We start from the raw sequence: 16,545 nt of genomic DNA, 5'->3' as shown, positions 1-16,545 counted from the left end.
CACGCTCCTTTTGCCTCATGGATATGGATATTAAAACTCATGAAATCTTTATGCTATTATTGATGCAGGTAAGCTATTCCATCATTAATGATTTAGAGAGGTGTCTATACCATTAATAATTAAGATAGCGCTTACATAAATGATGATAACTCATGTTCTCATACCAGTAACCCAGCTGTCTAGTGCCAATAGAACCCTTGGCCTCTTGCACAATCAAAGGACCTCATATTGTGCAGGATCCTAAACACAGTTGAAATTAACCATTGTAATGTTGTATTCTTGTGATTAAAAATTAGAGACAGAGGAGTGGCAATCTTGGAGATTAAAGTGGATGATTTATCCGGTCCTGAAGTGGTAGCGCTAATAATGGAACATCTTCTACATATGCAATCGTTATCCCCGCCAGAAAGTACACATGCCCTCAATCTGGATGGATTGAAAAGACCAGATGTTACATTTTGGAGTGGATGGGAACAAGGTGAGTTAGTTGGTTGCGGGGCTCTCAAAGAGCTGGATAGTCAGCATGGCGAGTTAAAATCAATGCGAACTTCCTCCGCACATCACAGAAAGGGCGTTGCTAAGCGAATTCTTGAACACATCATTGATGAAGCAAAGCGACGCGGCTATACGCGGATCAGCTTGGAGACGGGCTCAATGGAAGCTTTCGAACCTGCTAGAAAGTTATATGAAAACTTTGGTTTTACCTATTGTGAGCCGTTCGCGGATTACACCCTAGACCCCAATAGTTCATTCATGACCCTGGAATTATGAGTTCATTTCTAACGGAGACTTTCAGCACGTTGCTGGGGGTCTTTTTTCCACTTTCTTTAAAGCCAGAATGGCCATATATTAAAATGAAATACAAACATATAAATCACAGTAAACAAAATCATATTGATCGAAAGACCTTGTAAATAAGATGAATATTTTATTTTCACTAATGTTATAGTCACAAATAGTAGCAACCCACAAACGCCAATCCATATATAAATAACATCTGAAATATTATAATTGGTAGCAGGAAAAAAGGCTATGATCATGACAGGGAACAAAAACCACCCAACAGAGCAAGAATATGTATTTAGTTTTGAATATATAAAAACAGCTAGAAAATATACTAAAAAAATTAAGCAACAAATGAATACTAATAGGAATAAGAAGATACATCCGAATCCTTCGCAAGGGGCGATGAATATCAAATTTAATATAATGAACATTAAAATTACACCAATTAAATTAGCTCTAAAAATCCTTTTTTCATTTACCATGTTTCTCCTCCTAATTCATACTTTATATTGATAATAGGTCAGCGTTTATTTTGAAGAAAGTACTACATTTTTATAGTAGTTAATTAAAAAGAAATTTTTGTTCAAAAAAAGAGGTCCTCAAGGAGACCACTGCAAAACCTTCGAGAAATTCATCGAACTTAAAAAAGACCGTTTTTAGCCTGTGAGATGGCTTTAAACGGTCTTTTATTATTTTTTAATAGGTTTTGGACTAAACAATTGACGCTCTTCGAAAAAAGTATGCCTTTTGCAGCGGTCTCCTCAAGGACCTCTTTTTCCCCTCACATACTACGCCAAAACAAACTTCTCCAACACATGCCTCACGCCATCCTCGTTATTGCTCTTCGTCACGAAGTTCGCCAACGCTTTCAGCTCAGGCAGTGCATTCTCCATCGCAACTCCGAGGCCTGCGACTTCCAACATTTCCCGATCATTCCAAGCATCGCCTAATGCAATTACTTCATCTAAAGAGCAGCCGATGTGATCAGCCAGGAACGTGATCGCATGCCCCTTGGTACCTTCCTTATGCATGAATTCCAAATAGTGCGGTTTGGACTTCGTGATGTGCATTTGGTCGCCGAGAATGGGAAGCAGTTCTTCGCGAATTTGGTCGCAAACCTCGGGTGTGTCAACGATCAGCAGCTTTGGTTGCGGAATATGGATCCATTGACGCAAATCCCCAATGATATAAGGCGTTTTGGACAGGCTCACGTATTTTTTAATCTTATCGTTATCCTCAGCTGCATAAAGCTCATCCCCATGGTAAAGCTGAAGATGATAGTTGTTCTTCTCGCAGTAATCGAGCAGGAAGCGGGCGCTCTCTACAGGAACCGTGCGTTCATAGAGTACTTTTTCGTCTAGCAAGTTTTTGATCAAAGCCCCTTGATACGTAATAATGGGGACGTTGAGTCCGATTCGATTGGCAATTTTGGCAGCGGAGGGGAAGCTTCTACCTGTGGCGATGGTGACCGTTACACCTTTGGCAACGGCTTGATGCATGGCATCAACCGTCTCTTGCGAAATCGTCAAATCATCACGCAACAGCGTATCATCTAAGTCAGCAGCAACTAATTTATACGTCATGTTTCTCACCGATCCTATTCGTCATCTCTATTAAAATTCTGCTAATAGCATACCCGAATTGCTAGAGAATTGCTACAATAAGCGCATACGAAATAGCGCAAGGGAGGCACTTTCACGATGACATCAGCTTACACGAATGACTTGGAAAAATGGCTTAGAGCCCATGCGAACGCGGGGAATGCTCCTAGTATGGAAGCTTATATGAAGAATCATTTTCCTTTCCTTGGTATTCGAAATCCAGAACGCGTTGCACTAACCAAGCAATTCACGAAGGAGCATGGCTTTCCGAAAGGGGAGGAGGCAGTTCGCGTCGCCCAGGAGCTATGGCAATTGCCCGAGCGCGAGTTTGCCTACACGGCGATTCTGATGCTAGTACAAGTAAGGAAAACAGTGAACGCTGAGCATATCGACATACTGGAGCAATTTATTGTGACGAACTCCTGGTGGGACACCGTCGACACGATTGCTGATCACTTGATTGGCTTTCATCTTCAGCGATTCCCAGAGCATATTCCAACCTATGTGGAGAAATGGTTAGCTTCTACTAACATGTGGCTGCAGCGAACCGCTATTCTATTTCAGTTGAAGTATAAAAAGAAGACCGACGTCCCATTGCTATTTCATTGCATCACGACAATGGCTCATTCGAAGGAGTTCTTTATCCGCAAAGCGATCGGATGGGCGCTGCGCGAGTATTCCAAGACCGATGCCGCAGCCGTACAGTCTTTCGTTGCTAGCACCGAGTTATCTCCGCTTAGCCTGCGTGAAGCACTCAAGGTAATTGAGCGCAAACAACCAAATACTGGAACGTAGCTGAAAGTTTCCTGAAAGTGTTTGACATTGATAATCATTTTCATTATCATGTATTGAGAATCAATATCAGTCATACATAACAGACACTCAGGAGGGTTCACCATGCTTTGCTTCAACAAACAAAAAACAACGAAAGTCACTTTCACTGTCCTTTCAGTGTGCATGGCAGCTCTACTCGTAACAGCTTGTGGCAGTAATAAAGATGCAGCAAGCACAACAACACCGGCAACTTCAACTGCCCCAGCGGCTACCGCAGCAGCTACAGCAACACCTGCTCCAGCTGTTGATAAAGTTGTTAAAGATAGCATGGGTCATGACGTTAAGGTTCCTGCAAGCCCGAAAGCCGTTATCGCTTCTTACTTGGAAGATCCACTTCTTGCACTTGGCGTTAAACCAGCTGTTCAATGGTCTGTAAAGGATACAACGGTTCAAGACTACCTACAAACACAACTTGCTGGTGTGCCAACTATTGGTTACGATCTTCCAGTTGAGTCCGTTCTGAAAGCAAATCCTGATTTCATGATCGTAGGAAGTGAGTCCGCAGTTGAAAAAGGGCTTTACGAGCAATACTCCAAAGTCGTACCAACATTCGTCCTTGGTAGCGAAGTAACAGCTGACTATCGGAAGACGCTTTTGAAAATGGGCGAACTACTTAACAAGACAGATGCAGCGAACGCAGCGCTGAAAAAATATGATCAAAAAGTAACAGAAACAAAAGCGAAGCTTGCTGCAACAGTTGGCGATAAAAAGGTTGCCATTCTATGGTTAACAAACAAAGCGTTTTATGTTGTTAACGGTAAAGTTGCAAGTGGAGCAGTTGCCTATGGCGATCTTGGTTTGAAAATGCCGAACATTCTAGCTGTATTACCAGATGCTAAAGCGAACTGGACAGCGATTTCCCTTGAGAAACTTGCGCAATTGGATGCAGACTACCTCTTCTTAGTGAACAGTGATAAAGGTCAAGCTGGCAACTTAGAAGATCCGCTTTGGAAGAACATTCCTGCAGTTAAATCAGGTAAAGTATTCGAAATGGATACGAAGAGCAGCTGGTTGTACAACGGTATTATCGCTGGAGAGCGCGTGATGGACGATATCGTTAAAGTCATTAAGTAAATTGGGGGCTATTGTATGAAGGGATCAAAAAGCCAAGTTCCCTCAGCCATTCCTACATTGAAATCGCGTCCTTTAGCTGCATCAGGCATTATTATAGGTGGTTTGGCTTTGTTGCTGATTAGCTTGATTGCCTCTATTTCGGTAGGGGCAGCAGATATCTCTTTCGGTGAGGTATGGCAAGCCATCTTTCATTTTAATGTTGATTCGACAGAGCATTTGATCATTCAGCAACTAAGACTTCCGCGAGCGATCGCGGGAGCGTTGGTTGGGGCTGCTTTTGCTGTAGCAGGAGCGATTATGCAAGGTGTAACACGCAATCCGTTATCGGACCCGGGTATTCTCGGAATCAACGCAGGTGCAGGCTTTATGCTTGCCCTGTGTTTTGCCTTTTTACCGCAGCTGCCGTTTCATTATGTCATTCTATTTTGTTTTCTCGGTGCTGCGATAGGAACGGGGCTCGTATATGGCATTAGCGCGATGGCTAGGGGAGGCGTAACCCCTGTTCGAATCGTCTTGGCTGGGTCAGCTGTCAGTGCTTTGCTACTGGCGCTTAGCGAAGGGATTGCGATATCCTATCATATTGGTCAGGATCTCGCTTTTTGGTTAGCAGGAGGGGTCGCGGGTACGAAGTGGTTGCAAGTTGACATTATGGCGCTATGGATTATTGGTGCTTTACTGTGCGCGTTTTTCATCTCACCTTGGATTACGCTGTTAAGCATGGGGGAAGATGTTGCAACAGGACTCGGATTACGGATCGGGCTTGTTAAGCTAGCGGCATTCGTGCTAGTTCTTGTTCTGGCCGGTGCAGCAGTCGCAACGGTAGGTGCTGTTGGATTCATTGGTCTTATCATTCCGCACGTTGTTCGCTACCTAGTTGGCGTTGATTATCGTTGGATTATCCCAACCTCAGCCGTATTAGGCGGGTTGCTGGTTGTGGTGGCTGATATTGGAGCCCGCATGGTGAACCCTCCGTTTGAGACGCCGATAGGTGCCATTATCGCTCTGATTGGTGTGCCCTTCTTCCTCTACCTTGCGCGTAGAAAGGGGAGGGATTAGGCTTGACAATGATGCAGCAGGGAAGCGTAAAGAAACCAAGATTGACTAAAGCGATCATGGTCATGTCGATATTAGCGGTACTAATTATCATCGTTTTTATGATAAGTATGAATACAGGTGTGATCCGCTTGAGTCCTCTTGAGGTGCTGCGAACATTCTTCGGAGGCGGGACCGCGAAGCAGGGGATTATCCTTTTTGATTTTCGGCTTCCACGTATCGTGATTTCGATCTTGGTTGGAGCGGGGTTAGCGGTGTCTGGAGCCATCCTGCAAGGGATTTCGCGAAATATGCTGGCCGATCCAGGGATTCTGGGCATTAATGCGGGCGCGGGACTTGCGATCATTCTGGTCGTTTCCTTTTATCCCAATAATGCTGCGGGTCCGTTGTTCTTCATGCCGATGATCGCGATGCTGGGGGCGGGCTTGGCTGCGCTTCTGATCTATACCCTTTCGTATGTAAAAGGCAAAGGCATCTCGTCGTCTCGTCTTCTCCTTGTGGGGATCGCGGTATCCGCAGGTATTGCTTCTCTGATGATTGTACTCAGCATTCGCTTGGACCCGACTGATTTTCAGTTCGTACAGATCTGGTTAGCAGGTAGCATTTGGGGAACCAACTGGAAGTTTGTTCTCGCTTTGTTACCGTGGATCGTCGTCCTCATTCCTTACGTCATGTTCAAAGCGAATGTGTTGAATGTGCTGAACTTGGGGGAGATGACGTCCATTGGATTAGGCATACGGATGGAGCGGGAACGACTTGGCTTACTGGCTGCGGCCGTTGCGCTTGCAGGCGCATGTGTTGCTGTTGGCGGTGGGATAGGCTTCGTAGGATTGATTGGTCCCCATCTGGCCAGAAGGCTAGTTGGACCGAAGCATCAGTACTTAATTCCAGCCTCGGCACTCACGGGTGGGCTGCTGCTGATCGTCGCGGATACAATCGCGCGAGGGATGTTTCAGCCGACAGAGGTTCCGACGGGCATCGTAGCCGCTGTTATCGGGGCACCATATTTTCTGTATTTATTAGTGCGAACGAGGACTTCGTAATAGGCAAAAGATAGAAATCCACACGGGCTTGATAGCCTGTTGTGGATTTTTTTTATTTTAACCGAAGCATTGTAAATGTTAGATAACTTGACGCATATACTATTAAGATAAATTAATTGTCATATATATTGACATATAACTAACATTCGTTTAAAGTAATTAAAATTCTTCTCTAGCGCGCTGGCGCCAAAGAGAGGCAAAAGGAGAGATGGGAGATGGCTCACATGCGAACAACTGATTTGTTAGCGAGATTACCGAAGGTGGATCTTCATTTACATTTGGATGGAAGTGTGAAGCCCGAGACGATTCTGGAGCTCGCTCTCGAGCAAGGCATATCACTCCCTGTGTACGATAAAGATGGGCTGATCCCGCATATGCGAGTGACTGACAATTGCGGCAGCCTTATTGAATACTTAGGCAAATTCGATTTTACAACGCGCTTCCTACAAACAGGCGCAGCCTTGGAGCGTGTTGCCTATGAAGTCGTTGAACAATCCGTGGAGCACAACTGCCGTTATGTGGAGGTCCGGTTTGCTCCCCAATTGCATCGCAATAGGGGGTTGACACTGGAAGAGACGTTCCACTACGTCATAGAGGGACTGAAGCGTGCACAACGAGATTTTGGAACAAGATTCGGTGTTATTGCGATTTGTATGCGAAATCACGCTTGTGCAGATAATTTGGAAGTCATAGAAGCGGCGGCAAAGTTTGTAGGGAAGGGTGTCGTAGCTGTTGATTTGGCTGGTGATGAGGCGACCTATCCGCCTGAATTTTTCCGTGAAGTGTTCGCTAGATCGCGTAAGCTAGGCATTCCTGTTACCATTCATGCTGGTGAAGCTGCAGGTGCGGTTAACGTCTACGAGGCGGTCACACATTTAGGTGCTACGCGAATAGGGCATGGGGTGAGGCTTCGGGAGAATGCCGATATTTTGGGACTGGTCAAAGACCGCCGGATCCCACTGGAGATGTGTCCAATCTCGAATATCCAAACGAAGGCTGTAGCTTCGTGGGAGGTGTACCCGATCCGGGAATACATGGATCAAGGGCTGATTGTGACGATCAACACCGATAATCCAAGTGTATCGGGCACCAACATTACGAATGAGTATCGCGCGCTTGCGGAGCGATTTGCCTTTACAACACCGGAACTGGTGAAGCTGATCATGAATGGTGTGGAGGCGGCTTTTATGGAAGAATGCGATAAAGTGATGTTCAGACAAGAGATGGAAGCTGAGCTTAGCAGCTTGGGTGTATATAATTGAACGAGCATTGAAGGGAATCTGTTGCGATGCGCAGCGGATTCTTTTTTTGTTCAGGGAGATTGTACATCGATTACGCAACTTGTATGGAATCTCTAGCGTCTATTTCTATACAGATTGAAATAGAGATAGCAGGTATAGGAGTGTTGACATGAAAAAGTTTATTTTAGGCTTAGCATGCGGAATTGGATTGACTGCGGCTACGGGCGTGTATGCTTCGGATATGGTGCAGACTTATCTTTTTCCAGCTAAGTTCGTCATTCATGGTGAGACAAAAAGTACGGCTGGCTATCAACCTTTGAATTATGAGGGCCATGTGTATGTTCCTGTGCGATTTATTGCTGAAAACATGGGGAATAAAGTAGCCTATGATGAGGCAACGCAAACCATAGTCATCGATGACGGCTTTACGATTGCGGATATTAATAATCCAGGTATGAGCGCGGGGCACTTATTAATAGAGCAAGAGGGTACCCATTCGGTCATTAAGGGACAACTCTTTATAGGACATGATGCGTGGGATTATAAGTTTATTAAAGCCTATCAGTCTATGAATCCTGGTAACGATTTGACCAAAACGGATGCAGCAGGTAACCTCGCTTTCTGGAACGATAAGGGAGAATTGATCGAGAAAGTACCTTATGTGATTAAACAAATTCCGACGTTGAAGGAGCAAATTATCTCGTTCCAAACAACGAGTCTAACTAATATTTCTGGCTATAAAATGGTTACCCTAGAAAGCCACACGCCTTCACCCGCACGTATGCCTGGTTACGAAGCGCCAGCTTTTATTCAGGATGCTTCCAATAGGGTCACCTTTGGTCTGGTTGATGTGCTGAAAAGTGGGGAATACACAATTGTTAGAGGCTTTCTAGATCGTGTGGTGGAAAAGGAGATAGCTGCGGATACGCCGATTGTTGTTACGTTTTATGATGACAAGGGTGGTGTTTTGGGTACGGCAACTACGACGCTTGGGGTGGAAAATCCTCAGGGTATTATGCCTTTTGCGGTGTTTATAGGCAAAGGGGATTTCACGAAGTATAAGATGATTAAAGTGGAGTTGGCGCAGTAAAAGTGGAATGAAGAGCAGGGCTATCACATAGTCAGCTAATTTCAAAAGAAACGGAAGGCACATATGGATACTTATATCATTACTGGCGGTTCTAAAGGCCTGGGCGCTGCCATCATCCGGCAGCTGCTAGAGCAAGGGGCTGCGGTCCACTGCATTTCCCGCGGCGAGAACGAGACCTTGCGCCAAGAGGCGCTGCGCATGAAAGGTCAGTTGACCTTCCACGCTTACGACTTGGCGCAAACCCAAGACCTCGACTCGCTCATGGAGCGAATCCTAACAGAGCGTGATGGCGTGACCTCCATCACGCTCATCAACAACGCGGGCATGCTCGAGCCGATGACGTCGATCGGCCGAGCGGACCCGGACGACCTGCAGCGCAGCCTGCAGGTCAATCTCGTCGCACCCGCGGTGCTGACGAACAGCTTCATTCGGCTCACGCAGGCGTGGCCGATCCTGAAGCGGGTCGTCGGCATCTCCTCCGGTGCGGGGCGCAAGCCTTACCCAGGCTGGGGTGCCTACTGCACCGCCAAGGCCGGGCTGGACATGCTGACGCGCTGCGTCGGCGTCGAGCAGTCGAACCAACCGCACCCGGTGCTGATTTGCAGCATAGCACCGGGTGTGGTGGACACCGGTATGCAGCGGGAGATTCGCGCTGCCTCGGAAGAGGACTTCCCGCAGGTGAGCAGGTTCGTCCAGCTCAAAGAGCAGGGTGAGCTGCGCTCACCCGAAGATACTGCCAAGCAGCTGCTTCACCTGCTGCAAGCGAATGCTTTCGAGCAAGGCGAGATCGCCGACTTGCGCACCAAAAAGCCCGTGTCGTAATCCGACACGGGCTCTTTCTCATATCACGCGATCCTACTGAATACTCCCGCTAACCTTACCCCCAGCCGAAAGCTCCGAAGTACAGAACTTGCAGCGCGAAGCCTGCGCAGGTATTTCAGACAAGCAATGAGGACAATCTTTGGTTGTTACCGCTTTTTCCTTAGGTGCTTCCTTCTTGCGGAACTTGCCAATTTGACGAACAACCATGAAGATAACGAAAGCTACAATTATGAAGTCCAAGAAAGTCGATAGGAATTGACCGTATCTAAAGACAGCAGTGCTCTTGGCAGCTTCATCAAATGTATCGTAATGTTTCCCATCCAATGCAACATATAAATTATTGAAATTCACTTTACCAATGAGCAAGCCAACAAGCGGCATAACCAAATCATTCACAATAGACGTGATGACTTTACCGAAAGCCCCTCCGATAATAACCCCGACAGCAAGATCGAGCATATTCCCTTTGAATGCAAAATCTTTGAATTCTTTTAACATGAAGTACCCCCATGAGACTAAGATTGATAGCATTGTACCATAGTTGATATAGCCCAAACAAATGCACCAAAAGCTAGTGGGAGTTTATATTCATAGCAAACAAAGGAGCTTTATCTACATCCCCAATCTATGCCTTCACAGCGATAATTTCCTTCAATGCTTGAACAAGTAACGCATTCTCATCGGAAGTCCCAATCGAAATCCGAACATGATTCGGAAGGTTCCAACCCCCGCCATACCGAACGATAACCCCGCGACTCATCAAATTGTTATATAAGGCTTTGGCCTCTATTCCCAGATCGACGAGTACGAAATTACTCATACTTGGCGTGAACGGGAGTGCTAAGGCACGCAATTCGGTGTAAAGCTCTTCCCGCACATTGGCATTATTAGAACGTGTTGCCTCAAGATGCTGATCATCCTTGAAAGCAGCAGCAGCGCCGACTTGTGCGAGCATGTTCACATTAAAAGGCTCCTTCACCTGACGAACTCGCTGCAAAATACCCGCATCTGCGATGCCATACCCCACGCGAATACCTGCTAATCCATATATTTTAGAGAAGGTTTGCAGAACCACGACCGGATAACCTTCCTGGACAAGCGCAAGTCCATCGCAGTAATCATCTGCCGTGACGAAATGGCTATATGCGCCATCGAAGATCACAAGTATATGCGAGGGAAGACTTTTCACAAGTCGGTGTAAATCCGTTTTCTTCATATAAGTGCCTGTCGGATTGTTAGGTGAACAAATATAGAGCATTTTCGTGCGCCCTGTTACAGCTGCGAGAATAGCTTCTACCTCATAGCGAAAGTTCTTACCGAGTGGTACCTGTATAATGCTAGCACCAAGTAAGTTGGCTCCAAATTCGTACTCACTAAATGTCGGTGAGGGTACAATGACCTCATCACCAGGTTCTAAGTAAGTTTCGGAGAGAAGTGTAATCAGTTCATCTCCGCCATTCGTAACTAGGACTTGATCAGGCGTGTATCCGCGTTTTTCCGCAATAACCTCTCTTAGATTAACGGTCTCCGCATCTGGATAGCGATGAATATCAGTTAAATATGCTTGAATAGCCTCCAGAGCAAGGGGGGAAGGGCCTAATGGATTTTCATTAGATGCTAATTTCGTAACCTGTGTGACCCCGAATTCGCGTTGTACCTCCCAAATGGGTTTTCCAGGCGTGTAGGGCTTCATTTGAGATAAAATGCTGCGGGGCTTGATGTTTTTGATGCCTGGACCTTTCATAACCATCACTCCTTCTTTTAGAAATACTTTAATTAAATACTACATTAACTCGGTAAAGTAGTAAAGTGAAAAGTTTGCATACCCAGTTAATGTCAGTTTGGTATATGATACAAATTGTAGGTGTTTAGCTAATAGAAGGGATGTCACCAGGATGAGGAAAATGAGATTCGGTATTCGTGCCAAAATTATGATTGGATATGTATTCATCATTTTCTGTTTAACCCTATCATTTGTAATCGTCAATTATCAGTTGGCTGCTATGCTAAGAGATCGTAACTATGTGATCGAGCACGACTTTGCCGTCAATAGGGAATCGAATCTTCTTGAGAAATATGTGATGGATATGGAAAATGGACAAAGAGGCTACCTACTCACCGGGGATGTTAAATATTTAGAGTCTTTTACGACTGGAGAGACGAAGTGGAGAGATTCCTTTAATCATCTAAAAGAATTAACGAGTGATAATTCTGTTCAGGAGAAGAATCTGATCACGCTCAAACAATCTATTGAAAATTGGCTCGTACAAACAGGTGGGGCTTTGCCGACGATTAGAAGTGATCTCGAGAACGAGAGTTACTTTAAATTTACTTTCTTTATTACTCACCAAAATATACTCGATATTCGCTCGCAATTAAGTCGATTTCGCAGCATAGAAATGGGGTATGTAAAGGGTCGGGCGGCACACCTTGATGCACAGAATGAGAAGCTTACCAACTCGCTATTTGTCATGCTTGGGCTCGTAATCGTTTTCTCATTGATTGCCGCATTAGTCATCTCGAGATCGATCGTTGGGACGATTAAACAGGTCAACAAGAGCATCATCAAGCTGAGCTCCATGAAGCGGGATCGTTCGAAGCGTATTCATGTCACAATGAATGATGAGGTGAAGGATCTAGCTGACGCCACGAATGTCTTGTTGGAAAGTCAAGAAGAAATCGAGTGGCAGCAGCGGAAGCTAACAGAGGTAGTCCATATGCTGCAAGGTATCTCAGATTTGGAAACGCTGGGTACATCATTTATTCGCAAAGCGGCTGAATTGTTTGGAGCATCCTTCGGTGTATTCTACATTCGAAGCGCACACGAAGCTAAGGAAAGTATGATGAGGTTGGCGGCCTACGCGGCAATGGGTGAGAGTGCAGAAGCAGGTAAATCGTATTTTCTGCTCGGAGAAGGCTTGATTGGTCAGTGTGCGATTGAGAAGCGAATGGTACACCTTACTCATGTCCCTGAAAACTATATCAGATTGAAATCGGGACTAGGTTCAGCAAGTCCACAGAGTGTACTTATTGTTCCAATTATTCATAATCAAGAAGTCATTGCTATTATGGAGCTGGCTTCTTTTGATAAATTTACGTCGCTTCAGCTAAGTTTGTTGGATGATATTTTAGAAGTACTAGGAACTATCGTACATAGCGTGCAAACGCGCGTCGAGGTTGAGCGGCTCCTCAAAGAGTATCGGGCTATGACGGAGGAGCTTCAAAGTCAGCAAGAAGAACTACATAAGACCAATGAACAACTGGAGGAAAGAAATCGCTACGCGGATGAAAGGTCCAGAGAGCTGGAGCACATGAAAGCCTCCTTTGAAGAACATGCCATTCAATTGGAGTTGAGCTCGCGATACAAATCGGAGTTTTTGGCTAACATGTCCCATGAGCTGCGTACGCCACTTAACAGCATCCTGATCCTTTCCCAGATGCTCCAGGAGAACAATAATCGAACCTTGACACATGATGAACAAGAATATGCGCGTGTTATTCATACTTCAGGGAATGATTTACTGCTTCTAATCAATGATATTTTGGATTTGTCCAAAGTGGAAGCTGGTAAGTTGGATATTCATATTAGCGAGTTGCAGATTAACTGGCTTCCGGAGCTGTTGCAGAGTCAATTTGATAAAGTGGCCGAGCAGCGAAAGCTTGCTTTTCATATTGAAATGGATGCTCAACTGCCGGGAATCTTCTATACAGATGAACAAAGGCTCAGCCAAATTATTAAAAACCTGCTTTCTAACGCGTTCAAGTTCACGCATGACGGTTCTGTACAGGTGAGTATTCGCATGTGCAGTGTTGATCAAATTGAGGAACGCTTGCCTTCTGCTAAAGATTCACAGGTTATGGCTGTTTCCGTCAGGGATACGGGTATAGGTATACCGCTTGACAAGCGAGAAGCCATTTTCGAACCCTTCCGTCAAGCGGACGGCACAACGAACCGAAAGTACGGAGGAACAGGCTTGGGCTTGTCGATTAGCCGAGAGTTAGCTAGGCTTCTTGGGGGTTGCATCCATATGCAAAGTGAGGAAGGCAAAGGGAGTACTTTTACGCTATTCGTGCCGTCTGTACCTCATCTGTTGGGTGAAACCACTGCCATGCATATGGAAGCCGCAGCGACATCGACTACGACTACTAGTGAATTTCTGCTTCGCGATACCAGTAAGCAAACCTCTGATAGGGAGGAAAGCTATCATTTTAAAGATAGAAAAGTGCTTGTTGTCGATGACGATGTGCGTAACGTATTTGCGCTATGTAATGCATTTGAACAAGAAGGTATCATCGTGAGCGTTGCTCAGAACGGGCAAGAGTGCCTAGAACTGTTGGCAATAGATGACAGCATTGAGCTCATCCTCATGGATATCATGATGCCGGTTATGGATGGCTATGAAGCGATGCGTTTGATCAGGAAGACTAGTCGATATGCGAATGTCCCGATCATTGCCCTTACCGCCAAAGCGATGAAACAGGACAGAGACATTTGCTTACAGGCTGGTGCATCCGATTATATTAGCAAGCCGCTGCATTTAAGCCAGCTGCTTTCACTTATGCATGTTTGGTTAAATAAATAAAACAGAAAGACCTTTGAATACCTTCCAGTAAGGAAGTAGTCAAAGGTCTTTTGTGTCACAGCACATTTCGGTCTGTATGAACTTCAAAATGGTAGATGGTGTTGCGTGTCAATACACGGAAATCCAATCCGTCTTGATCAATCGCTTGCACGCGTGTTGTTTTGAATGGTGTATGTTGCCGAACCCCTGATAACGTCATTGGACATCCTACTTCGGTCGGGTTCACTTCACGAAATGTTTGCCCTTGAATCTCATCGAAATCGAATCGATCTGACCGATGCTTGGGAGTAATCCCATCCACCTCATAGATTTGCAGTAGCTTTAACAACCTCATTCTGGAGCCCTCCCATCTGTTGCTTTCGTTTTCATTATACACGGACACCTCAATTTTGGCGAAGTCTACAAACCTAACATAAACCTAAAGAAGTCTTCATACTTTCCTAGCTTCCCAAATATACAATAGTTTTATCTGAACCGGGGGTGTTGCGAGATGCTACACACAAAAGTGTTAATCGAGGAAAAAGAAGTTCTCATTTTTTTTGAATCCATGTACCAGGAGTTTTCACATCGAGCCATTGAAACGATAACGAAGCATTTAAATAATGCTCAGGTACGGGAAGTGTTTAATAACTTGGGATTAGTTCATACAACGAATACAGAGGTAACGCTCTTCTCATTAAATGGGGAGATGGAGACAATTCTCATGTCCTGATCTCGGTCTAGCCCTTTTCATTATTTTTAGCTAAAATGAAGGGTGTTAGAAAGAGGAGGCAGATACATATGGCTGTTATGAAATTGGAACATGTAGGCGTCATGGTAGCAAACTTAGAAGCCTCCATTGCATTCTATGTGAATGTGATCGGACTTAAGCACAAAGGGACGTTACTCCATACGAATGGCGTAATTCGGCTTGGTTTTCTTGGCTTTGAAGCCAAAGATGAAACGGAAGTTGAATTAATTGAAGGTTATAACGCGAACTTACCGCAGGAAGGCAAAGTGCATCACTTGGCTTTTACAGTAGATGATGTGGAAGCCGAATTCGCTAGAATTCAAGGTCTAGAGGTCGAACAGCTGGATATGGAAATTACAACACTCCCGAATGGTTCCAGGTATTTCTTCTTTAATGGACTAGATGGCGAGCGGATTGAATTTTTTCAATCGACACGTGGATAGGTTTAACATTTGCTAGATACGGGCATCCTTTTACTAGAGTGATAGATTCTAGCAAAGAGGTGCTTTTTTTATGCGCAAGATGTGGACGCAAACAATAATAGGTGTAACTATTATTTGTTTATTCTTCGGGTGGATTCGCCACGCGGATGCACAGGCCAAACAAGATGCGCAGCTACTTTTGAATGTGGCCGAGCCCTTTATGCAAGCCAATCAACAAATTACCTTCAAATATACAGGCTATTTTGGAACGTGTGATGGTGTGGATACGAATGTCATGGCTGCTGGCGCTAGCTTATCGCAAGAACTGGGCTTTCGACCAATGAATCATGAACAACTTCCCCCACAGCACGGTATCTATATTGTAAAATCAGAGGTTGAAGCTGGCGTTGTCATGACACTAACGGTTGCTAGTCCTGTCGGACAGTCAGCATGTTATGCCGTATTACGACTAGATGCTTCGGGAAATGCGGAGCAAGACCGCCTTCTGGAATGGCAGGAGCAAATGAGCGCACAGTTAAAGGATGAGGACATTCAAGGTAAGTGGAATGTGATGATACAAGGAAGCGCCGCTGGGGACATCTCATTGCAAAATAACCCCAAGGAATTCCTAGCGGAGCTAGTTCATGCCTATAAAGGAAATGTTGTTGAGCGTTATGAGGATACCACAACCTTTAGTACGTCGCTGTCGTCGCCTGAATTCGAAGCTTCTATACGAAGCGGTAATCAGAAGGTGAATGTTCAAATCGCACTTCATCTAGATACGACTTCTGGCCTCTGGCGCTTGACCGTAGGAACACCGATTATCACAATGGAATATTAAATGGGGAAGGGGTGCTGATCGTGCATCCCTTTTTTCTTTCTACTTGTAGGAACAATTCGAAACAATTGCAATAGTGGAACTTTTCCGAAGGGGTTGTAATTGGTTTCAGGGCATGGTACATTAGTCCTCGTTGTTCTGAAGCAAGCAATCACAAACGATATAAAGTGGACTTGCTTTCCGGCAATGAGGTATGGTAAGATGACTTTCCAACCGACAGACACCGACATAAATTGACAAGAAAAAAAGTGCTTGCAATTAAGAAATGATCTGTGGTATATTACTTCTCGCTGCTTCGGTAACACGGCAGTGAGCGGAAGAAATTGATCTTTGAAAACTGAACAACGAGTGAGTAAGCACGAACGAGAAATCGTTCAAAAAAAGAGATTGCAAAATCTCGCTAGCAACGCAAATGAGCAATTAAGCTT

General features: G+C 45.1%; 15 protein-coding genes and 1 pseudogene. 12 read left to right on the top strand and 4 right to left on the bottom strand.

The window, feature by feature from the left end:
* Positions 1–315: 315 nt before the first annotated feature.
* Entirely contained in the window at positions 316–771 is a 456-nt protein-coding gene (locus tag AC58PQ_RS27690; protein ID WP_497247294.1) for a GNAT family N-acetyltransferase, read from the top strand.
* Positions 772–1,574: 803 nt separating this feature from the next.
* Here AC58PQ_RS27690 and AC58PQ_RS27685 read toward each other — a convergent pair.
* A complete protein-coding gene (locus AC58PQ_RS27685; protein WP_497247292.1) occupies positions 1,575–2,369 on the bottom strand; it encodes an HAD family hydrolase in 795 nt (264 codons plus the stop codon).
* 117 nt (positions 2,370–2,486) lie between these two features.
* Between AC58PQ_RS27685 and AC58PQ_RS27680 the strand changes: the two genes are divergently transcribed.
* From AC58PQ_RS27680 to AC58PQ_RS27650, 7 genes are all read left to right on the top strand, one after another.
* The gene (locus AC58PQ_RS27680) at positions 2,487–3,182 is read left to right on the top strand and encodes a DNA alkylation repair protein (RefSeq protein WP_497247290.1); all 696 of its coding nucleotides are present in this window, start codon (positions 2,487–2,489) and stop codon (positions 3,180–3,182) included.
* Between the two features lie 102 nt (positions 3,183–3,284).
* Entirely contained in the window at positions 3,285–4,295 is a 1,011-nt protein-coding gene (locus AC58PQ_RS27675) for an ABC transporter substrate-binding protein (RefSeq protein WP_497247288.1), read from the top strand.
* Between the two features lie 15 nt (positions 4,296–4,310).
* Complete coding sequence (locus tag AC58PQ_RS27670) at positions 4,311–5,351, top strand: FecCD family ABC transporter permease (RefSeq protein ID WP_497247286.1); 1,041 nt, start codon at positions 4,311–4,313, stop codon at positions 5,349–5,351.
* A gap of 11 nt (positions 5,352–5,362) precedes the next feature.
* The gene (locus AC58PQ_RS27665) at positions 5,363–6,391 is read left to right on the top strand and encodes a FecCD family ABC transporter permease (protein WP_497247330.1); all 1,029 of its coding nucleotides are present in this window, start codon (positions 5,363–5,365) and stop codon (positions 6,389–6,391) included.
* A gap of 224 nt (positions 6,392–6,615) precedes the next feature.
* Entirely contained in the window at positions 6,616–7,653 is a 1,038-nt protein-coding gene (gene add / locus AC58PQ_RS27660; protein WP_497247284.1) for an adenosine deaminase, read from the top strand.
* A 148-nt stretch (positions 7,654–7,801) separates the two neighbouring features.
* Complete coding sequence (locus AC58PQ_RS27655) at positions 7,802–8,722, top strand: stalk domain-containing protein (RefSeq protein WP_497247282.1); 921 nt, start codon at positions 7,802–7,804, stop codon at positions 8,720–8,722.
* 63 nt (positions 8,723–8,785) lie between these two features.
* Positions 8,786–9,544: a (S)-benzoin forming benzil reductase gene (locus AC58PQ_RS27650; RefSeq protein WP_497247280.1), complete on the top strand. Its 759-nt coding sequence runs from the start codon at positions 8,786–8,788 to the stop codon at positions 9,542–9,544.
* 33 nt (positions 9,545–9,577) lie between these two features.
* Here AC58PQ_RS27650 and mscL read toward each other — a convergent pair whose 3' ends face one another.
* Positions 9,578–10,042: a large conductance mechanosensitive channel protein MscL gene (gene mscL, locus AC58PQ_RS27645; RefSeq protein ID WP_497247278.1), complete on the bottom strand. Its 465-nt coding sequence runs from the start codon at positions 10,040–10,042 to the stop codon at positions 9,578–9,580.
* Positions 10,043–10,169: 127 nt separating this feature from the next.
* The gene (hisC, locus tag AC58PQ_RS27640) at positions 10,170–11,294 is read right to left on the bottom strand and encodes a histidinol-phosphate transaminase (RefSeq protein ID WP_497247276.1); all 1,125 of its coding nucleotides are present in this window, start codon (positions 11,292–11,294) and stop codon (positions 10,170–10,172) included.
* 145 nt (positions 11,295–11,439) lie between these two features.
* Here hisC and AC58PQ_RS27635 point away from each other — a divergent pair.
* Positions 11,440–14,088 (top strand): annotated as a pseudogene (locus tag AC58PQ_RS27635) (ATP-binding protein); the annotation flags it as partial.
* Between the two features lie 94 nt (positions 14,089–14,182).
* Here AC58PQ_RS27635 and AC58PQ_RS27630 read toward each other — a convergent pair.
* On the bottom strand, positions 14,183–14,461 hold the full coding sequence (locus AC58PQ_RS27630; protein ID WP_497247274.1) for a hypothetical protein: 279 nt from the start codon (positions 14,459–14,461) through the stop codon (positions 14,183–14,185).
* 156 nt (positions 14,462–14,617) lie between these two features.
* Between AC58PQ_RS27630 and AC58PQ_RS27625 the strand changes: the two genes are divergently transcribed.
* From AC58PQ_RS27625 to AC58PQ_RS27615, 3 genes are all read left to right on the top strand, one after another.
* On the top strand, positions 14,618–14,839 hold the full coding sequence (locus AC58PQ_RS27625; RefSeq protein ID WP_497247272.1) for a hypothetical protein: 222 nt from the start codon (positions 14,618–14,620) through the stop codon (positions 14,837–14,839).
* A gap of 68 nt (positions 14,840–14,907) precedes the next feature.
* Entirely contained in the window at positions 14,908–15,300 is a 393-nt protein-coding gene (locus tag AC58PQ_RS27620; protein WP_497247270.1) for a VOC family protein, read from the top strand.
* A gap of 70 nt (positions 15,301–15,370) precedes the next feature.
* The gene (locus AC58PQ_RS27615; protein ID WP_497247268.1) at positions 15,371–16,120 is read left to right on the top strand and encodes a YwmB family TATA-box binding protein; all 750 of its coding nucleotides are present in this window, start codon (positions 15,371–15,373) and stop codon (positions 16,118–16,120) included.
* Positions 16,121–16,545: the final 425 nt, after the last annotated feature.

Source organism: Paenibacillus sp. J22P143 (genome assembly GCF_059692035.1).
This window is presented reverse-complemented; position numbering and strand designations above follow the sequence as displayed.